The sequence below is a fragment of the Lentzea alba genome (assembly GCF_047445655.1).
Classification (GTDB): Bacteria; Actinomycetota; Actinomycetes; order Mycobacteriales; family Pseudonocardiaceae; genus Lentzea; species Lentzea alba_A.
Map to the genome: position 1 here is coordinate 172,592 of NZ_JAJAEG010000007.1, position 15,059 is coordinate 187,650.

15 protein-coding genes are annotated in these 15,059 nt (G+C 67.0%); 9 read left to right on the plus strand and 6 right to left on the minus strand.

What is annotated here, in order from left to right:
* Positions 1-91: 91 nt before the first annotated feature.
* Positions 92-421 carry a hypothetical protein gene (locus tag LFM09_RS13605; protein WP_414096761.1) on the minus strand — a complete coding sequence of 110 codons (330 nt, stop codon included), beginning with the start codon at positions 419-421 and terminating at the stop codon, positions 92-94.
* Complete coding sequence (locus LFM09_RS13610) at positions 421-885, minus strand: hypothetical protein (RefSeq protein ID WP_414096762.1); 465 nt, start codon at positions 883-885, stop codon at positions 421-423. The genes LFM09_RS13605 and LFM09_RS13610 overlap by 1 nt, the downstream gene beginning before the upstream one ends.
* A 557-nt stretch (positions 886-1,442) precedes the next feature.
* Between LFM09_RS13610 and LFM09_RS13615 the strand changes: the two genes are divergently transcribed.
* Positions 1,443-1,727 carry a hypothetical protein gene (locus LFM09_RS13615; RefSeq protein ID WP_414096763.1) on the plus strand — a complete coding sequence of 95 codons (285 nt, stop codon included), beginning with the start codon at positions 1,443-1,445 and terminating at the stop codon, positions 1,725-1,727.
* 112 nt (positions 1,728-1,839) lie between these two features.
* Entirely contained in the window at positions 1,840-2,571 is a 732-nt protein-coding gene (locus tag LFM09_RS13620; RefSeq protein ID WP_414096764.1) for a hypothetical protein, read from the plus strand.
* Positions 2,572-2,985: 414 nt separating this feature from the next.
* Here the strand turns inward: LFM09_RS13620 and LFM09_RS13625 are convergent, their stop codons facing one another.
* The gene (locus tag LFM09_RS13625; protein ID WP_414096765.1) at positions 2,986-4,422 is read right to left on the minus strand and encodes an MDR family MFS transporter; all 1,437 of its coding nucleotides are present in this window, start codon (positions 4,420-4,422) and stop codon (positions 2,986-2,988) included.
* Between the two features lie 232 nt (positions 4,423-4,654).
* Positions 4,655-5,611, minus strand: coding sequence for an NAD(P)-dependent alcohol dehydrogenase (locus LFM09_RS13630; RefSeq protein ID WP_414096766.1), 957 nt, complete (start codon positions 5,609-5,611; stop codon positions 4,655-4,657).
* A gap of 159 nt (positions 5,612-5,770) precedes the next feature.
* On the opposite strand from LFM09_RS13630, the gene LFM09_RS13635 reads away from it, so the two are divergent.
* Positions 5,771-6,466, plus strand: coding sequence for a hypothetical protein (locus LFM09_RS13635; protein ID WP_414096767.1), 696 nt, complete (start codon positions 5,771-5,773; stop codon positions 6,464-6,466).
* On the opposite strand, the gene LFM09_RS13640 is transcribed toward LFM09_RS13635, so the two are convergent.
* Complete coding sequence (locus LFM09_RS13640) at positions 6,431-6,916, minus strand: DUF6328 family protein (protein ID WP_414096768.1); 486 nt, start codon at positions 6,914-6,916, stop codon at positions 6,431-6,433. The two genes, LFM09_RS13635 and LFM09_RS13640, sit on opposite strands and share 36 nt — an antisense overlap.
* A gap of 81 nt (positions 6,917-6,997) precedes the next feature.
* On the opposite strand from LFM09_RS13640, the gene LFM09_RS13645 reads away from it, so the two are divergent.
* Positions 6,998-7,543, plus strand: coding sequence for a superoxide dismutase (locus tag LFM09_RS13645; protein ID WP_414096769.1), 546 nt, complete (start codon positions 6,998-7,000; stop codon positions 7,541-7,543).
* On the opposite strand, the gene LFM09_RS13650 is transcribed toward LFM09_RS13645, so the two are convergent.
* Complete coding sequence (locus tag LFM09_RS13650; protein WP_414096770.1) at positions 7,540-8,208, minus strand: DUF4241 domain-containing protein; 669 nt, start codon at positions 8,206-8,208, stop codon at positions 7,540-7,542. The genes LFM09_RS13645 and LFM09_RS13650 overlap by 4 nt on opposite strands.
* Positions 8,209-8,330: 122 nt before the next feature.
* Here LFM09_RS13650 and LFM09_RS13655 point away from each other — a divergent pair, with 122 nt between their 5' ends.
* The 5 genes from LFM09_RS13655 (at position 8,331) to LFM09_RS13675 (ending at position 15,032) form a co-directional block, all read left to right on the plus strand.
* Positions 8,331-9,101: a macro domain-containing protein gene (locus tag LFM09_RS13655; protein ID WP_414096771.1), complete on the plus strand. Its 771-nt coding sequence runs from the start codon at positions 8,331-8,333 to the stop codon at positions 9,099-9,101.
* Between the two features lie 9 nt (positions 9,102-9,110).
* Positions 9,111-10,235 carry a tRNA dihydrouridine synthase DusB gene (dusB, locus tag LFM09_RS13660; protein WP_414096772.1) on the plus strand — a complete coding sequence of 375 codons (1,125 nt, stop codon included), beginning with the start codon at positions 9,111-9,113 and terminating at the stop codon, positions 10,233-10,235.
* Positions 10,228-10,680 carry a hypothetical protein gene (locus LFM09_RS13665; protein ID WP_414096773.1) on the plus strand — a complete coding sequence of 151 codons (453 nt, stop codon included), beginning with the start codon at positions 10,228-10,230 and terminating at the stop codon, positions 10,678-10,680. Before dusB ends, LFM09_RS13665 begins: the two co-directional genes overlap by 8 nt.
* Before the next feature lie 141 nt (positions 10,681-10,821).
* Positions 10,822-11,652 carry a GGDEF domain-containing protein gene (locus tag LFM09_RS13670; RefSeq protein ID WP_414096774.1) on the plus strand — a complete coding sequence of 277 codons (831 nt, stop codon included), beginning with the start codon at positions 10,822-10,824 and terminating at the stop codon, positions 11,650-11,652.
* Positions 11,653-12,224: 572 nt separating this feature from the next.
* Entirely contained in the window at positions 12,225-15,032 is a 2,808-nt protein-coding gene (locus LFM09_RS13675; protein ID WP_414096775.1) for an LCP family protein, read from the plus strand.
* Positions 15,033-15,059 lie beyond the last annotated feature (27 nt).

The window sequence follows — 15,059 nt, forward strand, 5'->3', positions numbered from 1 at the left end:
GACGGGGCCCGAATGGGACCTCAGACCGGCCACCCGATCATTATGAGCCTTCATGAGCGGCTAATTCTCCGACAACAGGTTTATAAAACACTCATGCCGGACCAGGATGGTTCTCGTCCTCGCCGGGTTTAGCAACCTCCACCCGACCTCTAGAACGACCTATCTCTTCAAGCATCCTAAGGGCAACGGCGGCACTGTACACGTCGAAAGTTTTGCCTTCAGAAGTCACGCGCATAACTACGTCATGACCCTCATCGTCACTAGCAACTTTCTTTTCGCTATCCTCAACTGACTCTACGTCCTCTTTGGTTTCGCTAGATTTCTGGCGACGACGAAGAGCCGAGACCGCGTAGAGCACATTTGTGGCAGCGCCGACGCTTATAGCACCAAGGAAGATAGAGATGATGTCTGCAACGTCCATCATGACCCCATTTCCGACAGAACTACACACATCAGCGATATTATTACTGCGGCGAGCAAGGCCATCCAAGATATGGACGAAATCCGCTCCACAGCAATAATTGACGTTTCGCCAGTCATCTTAACGATTTTTTCCTGCTGGCCATCCGCAAGCTTGAGGGCGCCGTAGCAGATCGACACAATTGCGATAAAGACTATTGAGAAGCCCATCGCCACTCCAACAGGCAGCGTCGGCAAGCCATTGCTCTTACGGTCGAAGACCAGCTCGCCAGTGCCCCCTACAACTAGGGCAAGCGAGATCAGCAGGGGCTCGCCACGTGCAGTCAGGTCTATATTGTCAGCAGATGCGCCCGTGATCCACGGAACCAGGAAATCGGTCATCATTGACAGCGCACCCACGATTAGAGTGAAGAACGCCCACTTCACTACTTTACGTACGATACGTTTTCCAGCATCCGCAGACACAACTGGCTGACCACCCCCACCTGCCCCGGCGGCTCCCGAACCCGTCACCAACAGCCTCCTAGCTTGACGAAGTCGTGGCGGCTGTGCTCGCCCGAGCAACCCCTTCAAGTATGGGGCACAAGTCGCTGTTGTCCCCCAGCCAGAACCGAAGACAGCGCGCCTGGAGTCAAGACCAAGGCGGGTCAGTCGAGCCAACAAGATCGACACCACACCTTACCCTCACAAAACGACGACAGACGTCGAGAAGCGACCGTCCACAGTGCTCAGATCAAGACCGCATCCGTGCAGGTAGTGAGCACTGTCGAGGAAGATCGACGAACAACGCCAAGCAAAGGCTCTTACTCTTCGGGTTCAGGGTTCGAGTCCCTGGCGGCCCACCAAACCCCCAGGTCACAGGCCTGGGGGTTTCGCATCTCCGAACCTCCCCGCACTTAACCCGCACAAACTGCCGGTTTGTCAGGGTGCGGTGTCAGGCTGTCGGCATGTCCTACGACCTTGCCGTGTGGGAGGGCGCTCGTCCCGAAGACGATGCAACTGCCCGAACAACGTTCGATGACTTGTACGAGCGCTACGTCGAATCCGACGTGAAGCACGCTCCGACACCGCTGATCACCAAGTACGTCGCTGCGCTGCTGGATCGTTGGCCCGAGTTGAGCGAGGACGAGGACGACACCTCTCCCTGGTCGGCCGGTCCGCTCATCAGGGCGGCAAGAGGCCCGCTGATCTACTTCCCGATGCGGTACAGCATGGCCGACGAGGCTTCGGCGTTCGCAGCACAGCTCGCGACCTCGATGGGACTGGTTTGCTTCGATCCGCAGATCAACGGTCTCAGAACTGAGTAGACCAGGATCGGCCCGCACTTAGCTCGGCCTGGAGCTGGCGAAGGCGGCGTGGAAATCGGGTGCAGGTATGACTTTTCGGTGAGTAGGGTGCGCTGGACCAAGGGGGTGCGGCATGACGAAGCTGAACCAGATCATCGCGGTGGAGAAGAGTGTCAAAGGGGGCACGCTTCGGGACCTCACCGACGCTCATCACGGGTTGCAGAAGCCCGCGTTGTTGGCCGGCATCTCCCGGACGTACCAGCCCAAGGACGAGGACGGCGAGGTGTTGCCGCCGGAGTCCACTCGCGTGCAGGTCAAGGCTGAGGACGTGCTTCGGAAGACTGCCGCGGTGATGAGTCGGCTCTTTGACGTGACGGCTACCAAGGACTGGGCCAACTGCGTTGCCAAGGCTGATGTTGTGGTCGACGGGCAGACGTTGTTGCGCGACGTGCCTGTGTCGTATCTGCTTTTTCTTGAGAAGCAGCTGACTGACTTGCACACCTTTGTGAAGAAGCTGCCCTTGCTGGACGCGGCTGAGGACTGGAACTTCGACGAGTCCGCTGACTACTGGCGCACTGAGCAGGTTCGGACGATCCGCACCAAGAAGGTGCCGCGCAACCACGTCAAGGCTGAGGCCACGGAGAAGCACCCGGCGCAGGTCGAGGTGTACTACGAGGACATTCCGGTGGGGTACTGGACCACGGTGAAGTTCTCCGGTGCGCTGCCTGCGAAGCGCGTCAACGAGCTCGTTGACCGGGTGGAGAAGCTTCAGCACGCGGTGAAGTTCGCGCGGGAGGAAGCCAACAGCCTGGAGATCACCGACCAGCGTGTTGGTGACGTGGTCTTCGACTACCTGTTCCGGTAGCGTCCAAAGACTCCCCCGCTGGAGCGCGGGGGTGCGCTCCCACCAAAGGGAGCGTGAAAGCTGAAACTGAAACGTCAGCCTGAACCACTCGGTCACAAGTGGGGGTTCGAATCCCTCTCCCGGCACCATCGCGCCGGGGTAGCCCAATCGGTAGAGGCAAGCCGGGATCAAGCTCAGACTCTCGCTCCAGGTTCAGCATTTCCGCCGAACGCCAGATCGCCCGAGTACGGACAAGACTCGCTGAGGTGCAGGTTCGAATCCTGCTGGCCGCTCTTCATCATGCGGCCGTAGCTCAACGGAAGAGCGCGGCGACCTAAGGACTGATCCGACTCTTAAACGTCGCTGGTGTGCGCAAATGGGCGGCCACTCGGGGCCCCGGACTGGACATGTCCGGGGCCCTCCGCGCACGTGCTGTCAGTGGTGGGCGGGCTCGTTGGTTCGACTGGGCAGCAGGGCCGCTACGACGATCGTCACCGCGGCCAGGACGGTGGCGACCACGAAGGCCAGCTTCATGCCGCCCAGGTGTGCCGAGGCCGTGGTGGCGCCGTCGGCCACCAGTGCGCTTGAACGCGCTGACATCACGGTCACCACCAGGGCGGTGCCCAGGGCGGCCGCTACCTGTTGCAGGGTGCCGAGGATCGAGCTGCCGTGCGGGTACATCTGGGGCGGGAGGGCGCCCATGCCCAGGGTGAAGATCGGCGTGAAGGTGGCTGCCAGGCTCACCATCAGCAGGGCGTGCAGGGCCAGGACCTGCCAGTACGGCATGGTCATCGAGACCTGGGTGAAGCCGGCCAGGGAGAGCACGATGCCGATCGAGCCGGGGACCACCAGGGGACGGCCGCCGATTCGGTCGTACAGCTTGCCGACCGTGGGGCCCAGCAGGCCCATGGCCAGGCCGCCCGGCATGAGCAGCAGGCCGGTTTGCAACGGGGTCAGGCCGCGCAGGTTCTGCAGGTAGAGCGGCAGCAGGATCATCGAGCCCATCATCGCCAGGAAGGCGATGCACATCAGGGCCAACGCCAGCGCGTAGGTGCGGTGGGTGAGGGTCCGGAGGTCCATCAGCGGGGCGCCGGTGCGCTGCAGCTTGAGCTGGCGGGTCACGAAGATCGCGATGGCTGCCAGGCCGGCGATGACGATGCCGACGGTGGGGCCGAACTTGACGTTGCCTTCGCCGAACAGGCTCAGGCCGTAGACCAGGCCTCCGAAGCCCACGGTGGCTAGGGCCGCGCTCAGCCAGTCGATGGAGCTGACCTGGGGTTCGCCGATGTTGGTCAGCTGGCGCAGGCCGAAGTAGGTGACGGCTCCCGCGATCGGCAACACGGCCACGAACAGCAGACGCCAGGAGCCCAGTTGGAGGATCAGGCCGGAGACGGCCGGGCCTAGGGCGGGGGCCACCGAGATCGCGAGGGTCACGTTGCCCATCACGCGGCCTCGGTCCTGTTCGGGCACGACGGTCATCAACGTGGTCATCAGCAGCGGCATCATCACGGCGGTGCCTGCGGCCTGGACGATCCGGCCCAGCAGCAGGACCGTGAACGACGGGGCGGCGGCGCAGATGGCGGTTCCTGCCAGGAAGACGCCCATCGCGATCGCGTAGCCGTGACGGGTGCTGACACGCTGCAGGAACCAGCCGGTCACCGGGATGACGGCGGCCATGGTGAGCATGAAGGCGGTGGAGACCCACTGCGCCGCGTGCTCGGTGACCTGCATCGACTCCATCAGGCGCGGGATCGCGTTGATCATCAGGGTTTCGTTGAGGATCACCACGAAGGTGGCCAGCACCAGCAGGCGCACCACCAGGGGTGTTTTGCCCGCTTGTGCGGTCGGGCGGTCTTGGATCGCAGCAGGCATGTCAGGACCTCACTCGGTTTCTGGCAGTCGCGTCGCGGCCAAGGCCGCCGGCGTCAACGTCTTCGTGACACCGGTAGAGACCGGCAGCTCTGAGAGAACTCATCGGGTTCTCGAGTGTTCCTCATCGCTGTGTTCGTCTCACCCGAATTTCGCCGTTGGCGGACCGGGTCCTCGTCCGTACACACACATGTCGAACGGCGCGGGCGCGGATCGACATCGGCGAGGAAAAAGTTCAGCCGGTGACTGTGACGACCACGTTGCCACGCTTGTGACCTGCGTCGACGTAGCGGTGGGCCTCAGCGATTTCCGTCAACGGGTAGGTGCGGTCGATCACCACGCGCAGTTGGCCGCTCTCGATGAGTGAGCTGATGGCGGGCAGGGTCGTGCGCTTGTTCACCGACATGCCGACGACTACGCGCTTGCCGCCGCGCAGGGCGGTCCACAGGGCTCGGAGGTTGTTCGCGAGGCCGGTGGTGGGGAGGTATTTGCCGCCGTCACGCAACGAGCGGCGCGCCTGGCGGAACGAGCTCTTGGTCACCGTGTCGAAGACGACGTCGTACGAGTCGAAGTCGGTCGTGAAGTCGTGGGTCGTGTAGTCGATGACCTCGTCGGCTCCCAGGGACTTCACCAGGTCGACGTTGGAGGGACCGCAGACGCCGACGACGGTGGCGCCGAGGTGCTTGGCCAGCTGCACGGCGTAGGTGCCGATGCTGCCGGAGGCGCCGTTGATCAGGACGCGCTGGCCGGGACGGAGCTTTGCCTTGTCGCGCAGGAAGAACAGTGCGGTGGTTGCGCCGTCCACGGCAGCGGCCGCCTCGGCGAAGGTCAGGTTGCGCGGCTTCAACGCCAGCGAGGCGGTTGCCGGAAGGCGCAGGTAGTCGGCGTGGGCGCCCACTGCGAAGCCGGTGAAGCCGAAGACCTCGTCGCCCGGTTTGAAACGGGTGTCAGCGGACTCGATCACGCCGGCGAACTCCAGACCCAGCGTGCGGAGACGGCGGCGGGGGCGGCGCAGGCCCAGGATCAGGCGGCCCCACAACGGTTCGCCGCGGCGCATGGCGGTTTCGGCTGCGGTGACGGTCGTGGCGTGGACCTTGATCAGGACGTCGCCCCGGCGGAGGGCGGGCACGGGGGTCTCGACGACCTGAACCACGTCGGGTGGGCCGAACTTCGTGTGAACGGCGGCTCTCATGGAATGACGGTAGGTAGGACGAGAGCTGTTGTCGTGGAACGGGATTAGGAATCAGGGAGAAAGCAGGGAGGTCACTTAAGGGTCTCGGACCGTGGTTTGAGACCCGGCCTCGGACCGCGGGCCGATCCGGTGGGCGCGCAGCGGTGACAACGTGCGGTCATGCGATTTCCTGACGGGTGGGTTGGTGGGACGGCCCTGGTGGTGGGGCCGGTTTTGCTCCTCGCGGGCACGTTGTTGCGGGCACCGTTCGACTTCTTCTTTCCGGAGCAGTTGCGGGCGGCGGTGGAGCATCCAGGGCTGATGACGGCGGCCTACACGGCGTTCTTGGCGGGGAACGTCGTCATGTGGGCCGCGGTGGCAGCCGTTGTGCAACGGATCGGGGTGAAGCGCCCCGGGTGGGCAGCGTGGGCCGGCGTGCTGGTGACGGTCGGGCTGTTCGAGCGCGTGTTTCACGCCGGCGTGGACCAGGCCGCGTTCAACGCGGCCAGGCGTCGCGGGGTGGACGAGGCGACGCGTCTGGTGGCGGACGGCTACCAGGAGCCGCACCTGTTCAGCTTCCTGTCGTTCACGGTCCTGGCCGGGTGGTTCGTGCTGGCGATCGCCGCGTACTTGAGCGGAGTGCTCGGGAAGACGCGCGCCATCGCGTTGGCGGCAATGGGGTTGCTGCCGATCGGGGTGTTGAAGGGCACCGAGTTGTTGTCGATCGTGGGGACCGTTGGGTTGTGTGTGGCGTTGGTGCCGTTGGGGATTCAGGTGCTTCTGCAACAACCGAGGCCCACCAAGAAGGCGGTGCTCACTGCGGTGCCGGTGGCCGTGGGGCTAGGGGCGCTCGCGGTCCTCAGCACGCTTGGATGACGCGAACGGCCAGACGAACCAAAGGCCCGCGAAGACGGCGAAGGCGAGCACGCCGACCACGACCGAGGGCCAGTCGCCCAGGATGACCTCGGCCAGCAGGAGGACCGTGCCGGTCATCGCGAAGGCCAGGAAGGCCAGACCGATCAGGGCGAAGGTGTTGCCCGAGGCGACCACGTCCTCACGGCGGCCCTGGCGGAAGAGGACGCGGTGCCAGGCGGCGGGAGCGGTGAGGAACGCGACGGCGACGGCGGCGCACAGAACCGTCACCAGGTGCGTCACGCGGATGTACGCGCCCATGGAGGCGTATTTCTCGGTGAAGGCGATGGAGAGCAGGAAGCCGAAGAGGATCTGCACGCCGGCCTGGGCGACGCGGAGTTCCTGGAGCAGCTCGTTGACGTTGCGGGCGAGTCTGCGCTGGTCGGATTCCTCAGCTTCACTCACGAGTGACATCTACCCCGGTGCTGTCCAGTTGAAACGCCGCTCCCGTCTCAAAAATGGCGGAGCCGGGCCGGTACCACTAAGCAAGAGGCCATGAAGACGTTTGCAGTCGCGGTGGGCACCGCGCTCTTGTTCACGGCGACCGCCGGAGTGGCCGAGGCCGCGCCGGCTTACACGTTCGCGAAGTTCGAGACCTACAGCTCGACGGCGAAGGCCGTGACGTACGACGCCAAGGTGCCGGCCGGGGCCAAGGCGGTCGTGGTGTCGGTGCCGACGATCAGCGGTGGCACGACGGTGTTGTTGAAGGTCAAGGGATTGCTGCCGAACCGGGCGTACGGGGCGCACGTGCACGTGAAGAAGTGCGGGCCCCTCCCGGCCGACGCGGGACCGCACTTCCAGAACGTGGTGGACCCGGTGCAGCCGTCGGTGGATCCGGCGTATGCCAATCCCCGCAACGAGATCTGGCTCGACGTGCACACGGACGGCAACGGGTTCGCCTACACGTCGTCCACTGTGGACTGGCAGTTCACCGAGCGGCACGCGCAGTCCGTGGTGCTGCACAACGAACACACGCACACCAAGCCCGGTGAGGCCGGGACCGCCGGTCCGCGGCTCGGCTGTGTGAACGTCAGCTTCTAGCGGTTGATGACAAAGAAGTCGGTGACGAACGCGACCGGGTCGCCCGCGGTGTTGCGGCCGACCCAGGTCGGGTAAACGCCGTCACCCCAACCGGTCGAGAACGCCACCACGTTCAGACCGGACTCGAAATCGGTGACGTTCGCCGGACCGCGGCCGCCGCCGACCTTGCCGAGCGCGTCGATGAGGTCACAGTTGCCGGCCTCGTCGTCGCTGGCCAGGCGGTCTATCGCGGGCGCGGCGGCCAGGTCGAAGAACGCGCCGGTGCTCGACTTCACCTCGTAGCCGAACTCCTCCTGCATCGGCACGAGCTCGCCCGGCAGCACGGCCGGGGTCCACGAGTACGCGGGCTCGTCCTGCACCGTGAGCTTGGCCGCGGCGACGCGGTAGCCCTGGCGCAGGTCCGGGTAGCCCTCGCTGTCGACCCACGAGACCAGGGAGACCGACACCGGGTACGTGCCCGGCGCGACCGTCTCGGTGAACGCCTCGGCGTCCTCCGGCCACAGCACGAACGGGTCGGCCGCCACGAGTCTGCCCGTCGGCAGCGCCAGGTCGCCCACCTGTTGCACGTTGATGACCTGCTGTTCGCCGCCGCCGGTCGACTTGCCGACCGGTCCGTCGACGAAGAACCGCTCGAACCCGGACCTGATCAGTTGAACCGCCCCCACGCGTAGGCCACCTCCTGCGGGCATGTTGGCAGAAGGCCCTCAGACCCGATCGGGGCACCGGGGGTGTTCGCGTCGCGTGAAGTCCGCGTCTGTGGAACGTCGCAGGTGCCAGGCTTCTCGCCATGGGAACGATCGAAGTGGTGCTCGGCGACATCACCGCCGAGAACGTGGACGCGATCGTCACGGCCGCGAACGAGTCGTTGCTGGGTGGCGGTGGGGTGGACGGGGCGATCCACCGCGCGGCCGGGCCGAGGCTCGCGGAGGCCGGGGCGGAGCTGGCGCCGTGCGAACCGGGGAAGGCGGTCGCGACGCCCGCCTTCGGCCTCGCGCCGGTGAAGTACGTGATTCACACGGTGGGACCGGTCTGGGAGGGTGGGGAGCACGGCGAGGACGAGGTGCTGACCAGCTGCTACGTCAAGTCGCTGCTGCTGGCGGAGGAGCTCGAACTGGAGAGCATCGCGTTCCCCGCGATCGCGACCGGGATCTACGGCTTCCCCACCGACCGCGCGGCGGAGATCGCGGCGCTCACCATCCGCTCGCTGGCGATCATCGACCGGATCCGGCTGGTGGCGTTCGACGAGGAAACCCATCGGGCGCTCAGCACGCACCTCGCCAAACCGGTCGAGGTGTGGTGCCCGGCGTGCGGGGCGAGAGGGGTGCCGATCGCATACGGCCCGTGGAACGACCGCAACATGGCGGCGAGGGACGCCGGGCTGGTGGCGCTCGGCGGCTGCTTCCGTCAGGGCGACGGCACAGACCCGCACTGGGAGTGCACCGCGGACAGCGAGCACCGGTGGACCAACGGGGAACGTGACGAACGTCGCCACCAGGTCGCGGTCCTGGACGCGTTCGAGGTCGCTCTCGGCGAAGATCGCGGCAGGTCAGTGCCGTAACCTGGGGGCGTGTCCGTTCCCGCCACCCTCAAGATCGGCCCGTTCGCCGTCGACCCGCCCGTTGTGCTGGCCCCCATGGCCGGCATCACCAACGTGGCGTTCCGGCAGCTGTGCCGTCAGTACGGGGCCGGGCTCTACGTGTGCGAGATGATCACGGCGCGGGCGTTGGTCGAGCGCGACGCGATGACCATGCACATGATCACGTTCGACGAGGGTGAGAACCCGCGGTCGATGCAGCTGTACGGCGTTGATCCGAAGAACGTTGGTGAGGCCACGAAGATGATCGTGGACGAGAACCTCGCCGACCACATGGACATGAACTTCGGCTGCCCGGTGCCCAAGGTCACGCGCAAGGGTGGCGGGGCGGCGTTGCCGTACAAGCGGGAGCTGTTCCGGCAGATCGTGCGGGCCGCGGTGCGCAACGCCGGGGACATGCCCGTCACCGTGAAGTTCCGCATCGGGATCGACGACGACCATCTGACGTACCTCGACGCGGGACGTATCGCGGCAGACGAGGGTGCACAGGCCGTTGCACTGCATGCGCGCACGGCGTCGCAGCGCTACTCCGGCAAGGCGGACTGGACCGCCATCGCCCGCCTCAAGGAGGCCGTCACCAGCATCCCGGTGCTGGGCAACGGCGACATCTTCAGCGCCCAGGACGCGCTCGACATGGTCGCCGAGACCGGCTGCGACGGAGTGGTCGTCGGGCGCGGGTGTCTCGGGCGGCCGTGGTTGTTCCGCGACCTGCAGGCGGCGTTCAGGAACGAACCGATTCCCGAGGGCCCGAACCTCGGCGAGGTCGCGAAGATCCTCAAGACGCACGCCGAGCTGCTCGCGGCCCACTACGGCGAGGACAAGGGCCTCAGGGACCTCCGCAAGCACATGGCCTGGTACTGGCACGGTTTCCCGGTCGGCGGCGACACGCGCCGGGCGTTCGCGATGGTGTCGAGCCTGCAGCAGCTGGACGACCTGATCGGGGAGCTCGACCCGACCGTGCCGTTCCCCGAGAACGCCGAGGGGCCGCGCGGCCGGCAGGGGTCTGCGGCGAAGGTGGTGCTTCCCGAGGGGTGGCTGGACGACCCCGAGGACGCGACGGTGCCCGCCGGCGCGGACGTGATGCACTCCGGTGGCTGAACGGATCGCGGTTCTACTCATCTCGCTCGCGCTGCTCGCGGGCTGCGGAGGGCCGGTCGCGGGCACGGCGAAACCGGTCCAGCTGACCGACGGCGACCGCGCCAAGTTCAAGGAGTTCTACGAACGCCTCAACAAGGCGGGGGACGAAGGCGCGTCGCAGCAGCAGAAGCTGTTGAAGGACACGCAACACCCTGACTTCCGGCAGAAGTCGTGCGATCTGCGCGGAGCCACCATCAAAGTGGAACCGACCTGGTCAACGCTTCGGATGGACGCCGACTGGGCACCCCCCGGTGAGAAGGCTCATCCGCGTGGACACGTCTACGTCGTCGCGGTCACGGTCACGCTGCGCCAGGAGGATCAGGCGATCGGCAGCCAGATCGGATCGATGCACGTCGTGATGCTCGACGACGAGGTGTACGGGTTCGCACCCTGCCTCGGTGGCTGAGCGGGTTGTTGATCAACCAAGCTCACTGGATCGGAGCAGCTAACGGTCAACCGGACGGGGGAAATCCCGACTCCACACGTCCTTCTAGCTCAAGCGCCGCCTCTCCGGAGACGACACCTGGCAAGTAAGGAGGTGACCGCGATGACCGCGCTGCGACCCGAAATCGCAGAAGACCAGCCGACCGACGCCGGGCAACAGGGTGCCGTGGGGCTGCACGAGTCCATCGCGACGTTGCTCGCCTCCCGAGGCCAGTGGCGGCAGGCCTACCAGCACCTTCGTTCCGCGCTCGACCTCGTCTACGCCGACGAGGAGCCGCAGGTTCCCGAACAGCTGCGCCGCGAGGTCGATCGGTTGCGCCGGGAGCACGCCGAGGCCCGCGAGCAGAGCCTGCGCGACAGCCTCACCGACTCCTACAACCGCCGTTACCTCGACCAACGGCTGATGGACCTGCTGGCCGAGCACGGTGCGTGCCGGCACGGGCTCGCCATCGCGCTGCTCGACCTCGACTGGTTCAAGCAGGTCAACGACACCTTCGGCCACCTGCTCGGCGACCGCGTGCTGCAGCGCGTGGTGGAGCTGCTGCAGCAGGACCTGCCGGAGGACGCGTTCTGCGCCCGCTACGGCGGCGAGGAGTTCGTCCTCGTGCTGCCGCGGGTGGACGCCGCCGCGGCCGTGGAGATCGCCGAGGCGGCCCGGGAACGTGTCGAGCGTCACCCGTGGCAGGAGATCGCGGAGGGGCTCCGCGTGACGGTCAGCGCGGGCCTGGCTTACGAGCCGGCCGCGGAGGTGGCTCCCGAACGCCCGGCGGTCTCCGCCGAGCAACAGCTGCTGCGCGCCGACAGCCTCCTGTACACGGCCAAGCAGTCGGGGCGGAACGCCGTGGCGTACCGTGCGGACGGACGGGTCCGCCTCGCTGGCGCGGCGGCTGGCAGGCGTGCCATCACAGAGACACGTGTCCTCGGTTACTACTGAGTGACCTGGCTCACCCGTTCAGGGCAAGCAGACTGCGCGTAATCGCGTACAGATAGCAGCTGGATCACCCGGAGTGGTCGTCAGAAGTCGGCTACATCCGTAGTATCGCGGGCGCAACTGACACGCCGGTGATGCAACCCTTGTGTCCCGGTCGTCGTCACTTCGTAATGACGACTCGCTATTAGCTTCTGACCCAGAAGGGAGATTGGGTGCCCGACGACCCCCGACGTGGCGGCCCCTCTTCCCGCGGTGATCAGGATCCCCAGCACGACCAGCCGACCGGCCGTAGACGTCGCTCGATGGAAGGCTCTGGGGGCCTGAGCGTCTCGGACCTCATCGAGCAGCACAGCAGGACGAACATCCCCCGACCCGTCCCGCCAGGCTCGCCCGACGCACCCACGACAGGCAGGCGTGCCCTGCCAGACCCGCCCGCGACCGGCCGACGTGCGTTGCCGGACCCGCAGCCACCACAGCCACAGCAGCCTCAGCAGGCACCGCCCCAGCAGCCACGGCAGCAGCCGCCCGCTGCTCACCGACCAGGTGAGCAGACAGGCACGCGCCCGCGGCCGCCGATGGGCGAGCAGCCTCCCCAGGCCGCACCGCAGAACTTCACCGGCGAGCAGACCGGGCGGCGGCACAGGCCGGACGTCGCGGAGCAGACCGGCACCCGGCCGAGGCCCCAGAACGCACCCCCGAACGGCGCCTTCCCGCCTCCCGGTGAGCAGACCGGCACGCGACCGCGGCCGGACGCCACCGGGATGCAGCGCCGCCCGGCACCCGGCGACCCGAACGCGACCGGAGCACGACGACGGCCCGCGCCCGGCGAGATGCCGCCGAACGGCGTCCCTCGGCGACCCGACGTGCCTTCGTCCAACGGCATCCCGCGCCCACCGGCACCTGACCAGGCAGCGCCCAACGGCATGCCCCGTCCGCCTGCACCTGACCAGGCGACGTCGAACGGCATGCCGCGCCCACCGGCGCCCGATCAGGCCACGTCGAACGGCATGCCGCGCCCACCGGCGCCCGATCAGGCCACGTCCAACGGCATGCCGCGCCCGCCTGCACCCGGTGCGGACCCGCGGCGGATGCCTCCCGGCGACGCACCGTCGTCCAACGGCATCCCGAGGCGGCCCAACCAGGCACCCGAGGCCAACAGCATGGCCGGCGGCACGCTGCGCCGACCCGCGCCGGGTCCCGCACCGGACGGCGTGGCCCGCAGGCTCACCCCCGGCGACGCACCCTCCTCGAACGGAATCCCGCGTCCCCCCGCGCCCGGCGGGACGCCGGACGGCCCTGACGCGGGCCCGGCTCCGCGACGGCTCATGCCCGGTGAGGCGCCGTCCTCGAACAGCATTCCGCGACCTCCCGCCCCTGGCGAGGGGCCGGAACGCCGGCCCATGCCCCCGAACGGGGACGTGACCGGCCGGCAGCCCATGCCCTCCCGCGCGGAGTCGAGCGGTCCTCGGCCGATGCCCCCACGGGCAGAATCCAGCGGTCCGCGACCCGCGATCGCCAACAGGCTCGGCAGCGCTCCCGAGGAGCCGGAGGCACCGGGTCCCGAAGCCACCCAGATCGCCCCGGCCGCCGGGGTGGCCAAGGTCGAGACCCGCGACGAGATCGACCCGGCGTGCCTCACCACCGAGATGGAGGCCATCGGCGACGACGTCAAGAAGCGTCGCGAGGTCGACCACACGCTCGCGCGGTTCTCGGCGGTGCACGACGAGCTGCTCGAGCAGGAGCGCCAGCGCAAGGAACGACGCTCCAAGCTCATGCCGTGGGTCAAGGACGGCGACGACGAGGACAACCAGGAGGCGACGCAGTTCGCCGACCCGGTCGCCCTCGCGCTCGGCGAGGAAGAGGACGAGAAGCGGCCAGCGGGCCGCACGCCCAAGCAGCGCAAGGTCATGCGCGTCGCCAGGATCGGTGCGATCGCCGCGGCGGCGGTGGTGTTCGCCTCGACCGGCATCGGCTGGGCCGGCATGCAGTGGGCCGACTCGAAGTTCACGGACATCGACGCGCTCGGCGGCAACAAGGAAGCGGTGCAGCAGGCCGAGAAGCAGCTCGGTGACGAGAACTTCCTGCTCGTCGGCTCGGACACCAGGGCGGGCGCGAAGCCCGAGGACAACGTCGGCACCCAGGCTCAGGAGGGTGGCGCGCGGTCTGACGTGATCATGCTGGCGCACATCCCCAAGGACCGTAAGCGCATGGTCGTGGTGTCACTGCCGCGCGACGTGCGGGTCGACCGGCCGAAGTGCCGTCAGTGGAACCCGGACACCGGCCAGTACGGCGGACCGCTGCCGGAGGCCAAGCAGGTCATGGCCAACTCCGTGTACGGAGAGGGCGGGCCCGAGTGCGTGGCCAACATGATGACCCAGCTGTCGGGCCTGCAGATCAACCACTTCGTCAGCATCGACTTCATCGGCTTCCGCGAGATGTCGACGGCGATCGGGGGCGTGACCATCTGCACGCCCACGAAGATCGACGACGAAGAGCTCGGCCTCATCATCGACAAGCCGGGCAAGCACACGCTGAGCGGCGACCAGGCGTTGCAGTACGTGCGTGCCCGCAAGGTCAACGCAGCCGGTGACGGCGGTACCGACTTCGACCGCATCAAGCGCCAGCAGGGCTTCCTGTCGGCGATGCTGCGTCAGGCGCTGTCGAACGAGGTGCTGCTGAGCCCGACGAAGCTCAACAACTTCATCAACGCCCTCACGAAGTCCACCGCCGGCGACAACATCGGTGTCTCGCAGCTGCTCGAGCTCGCGAACTCGTTGCAGAGCCTCGACGCGGGCCGCGTCTCGTTCGTGACGATGCCGCACTGGACCGACGACAACAAGCTGATCAACAACCCGGACGACAACATCGAGCGGCTGAAGGACGACGACGTCAAGGCGCTGTTCCAGACGATCATCGACGGAACGCCGCTGCCGCAGGAGAAGCCCGTCGAGTCCAAGCCCGGCGAGCAGGCTCCCACGCAGTCCCAGCCCGGCACCGTGATCGACCCCAAGGAAGTCACCGTCCAGGTGTTCAACGGCGACTCCAGCAACGGTGGCGCGGCCGGCCGCACGGTGAAGGAGCTGGAGAAGCTCGGGTTCAAGGTCTCCACCGTCGGTGACGCGCCGCAAGCGGCGCAGAAGACCACCATCACGTTCTCGAAGGGCAACGAGAACAAGGCGGCAACGCTCAGGGCCGCCATCCCCACCGCGGAACTCGTGGAGGCGCCGGGGATGGGCGGGGCGATCGTGCTGACGCTCGGCGCGAACTTCGACGAGAAGTTCACGGCACCCACGGGTGGCACGCAGACCGGCAACCAGGGCAACGGACAGGCCGGCACCGATCTGTCCATTGTGAACGCGGCACAGGACCCCTGCGCGAAGTGATTCGCCTGGGGTTCACCTCGGGTTCAT

Excerpts from the sequence above, each read along its gene's own strand:
- LFM09_RS13640 (WP_414096768.1), bottom strand. The coding sequence starts at position 6,916 with ATGTCACTCGTGAGTGAAGCTGAGGAATCCGACCAGCGCAGACTCGCC.
- LFM09_RS13675 (WP_414096775.1), top strand. The coding sequence starts at position 12,225 with ATGGGCGAGCAGCCTCCCCAGGCCGCACCGCAGAACTTCACCGGCGAG.
- LFM09_RS13620 (WP_414096764.1), top strand. The coding sequence starts at position 1,840 with ATGACGAAGCTGAACCAGATCATCGCGGTGGAGAAGAGTGTCAAAGGG.
- LFM09_RS13605 (WP_414096761.1), bottom strand. The coding sequence starts at position 421 with ATGGACGTTGCAGACATCATCTCTATCTTCCTTGGTGCTATAAGCGTC.
- LFM09_RS13670 (WP_414096774.1), top strand. The coding sequence starts at position 10,822 with ATGACCGCGCTGCGACCCGAAATCGCAGAAGACCAGCCGACCGACGCC.
- LFM09_RS13630 (WP_414096766.1), bottom strand. The coding sequence starts at position 5,611 with ATGAGAGCCGCCGTTCACACGAAGTTCGGCCCACCCGACGTGGTTCAG.
- LFM09_RS13645 (WP_414096769.1), top strand. The coding sequence starts at position 6,998 with ATGAAGACGTTTGCAGTCGCGGTGGGCACCGCGCTCTTGTTCACGGCG.
- LFM09_RS13635 (WP_414096767.1), top strand. The coding sequence starts at position 5,771 with ATGCGATTTCCTGACGGGTGGGTTGGTGGGACGGCCCTGGTGGTGGGG.
- LFM09_RS13625 (WP_414096765.1), bottom strand. The coding sequence starts at position 4,422 with ATGCCTGCTGCGATCCAAGACCGCCCGACCGCACAAGCGGGCAAAACA.
- LFM09_RS13655 (WP_414096771.1), top strand. The coding sequence starts at position 8,331 with ATGGGAACGATCGAAGTGGTGCTCGGCGACATCACCGCCGAGAACGTG.